The 266-nt window shown below is 63.5% G+C and carries 1 protein-coding gene; it reads left to right on the top strand.

What is annotated here, in order from left to right; genetic code table 11:
* A partial coding sequence (locus SB765_RS30350) for an Hsp70 family protein (RefSeq protein ID WP_410932585.1) occupies positions 1-266 on the top strand: 266 nt, incomplete at both ends.

Raw genomic sequence — 266 nt, 5'->3', positions numbered from 1 at the left:
AGGAGCAGGGCGTCGACCTGTCGAAGGACGTGCTCGCGCTGCAGCGCCTGAAGGAAGCGGCCGAAAAGGCGAAGATCGAGCTGTCGTCGAGCCAGCAGACCGAAATCAACCTGCCGTACATCACGGCCGACGCATCGGGTCCGAAGCACTTGAACCTGAAGATCACCCGCGCGAAGCTGGAAGCGCTGGTCGAGGACCTCGTCGAGCGCACGATCGAACCGTGCCGCATCGCGATCAAGGACGCCGGCGTCAAGGTGTCGGACATC

The organism is Pseudomonas sp. SIMBA_067, assembly GCF_046534675.1.
GTDB classification, from domain to species: Bacteria; Pseudomonadota; Gammaproteobacteria; order Pseudomonadales; family Pseudomonadaceae; genus Aquipseudomonas; species Aquipseudomonas putida.
Note: the sequence above shows the minus strand (reverse complement) of the source record. Positions and strands in the feature narration are given on the sequence as shown.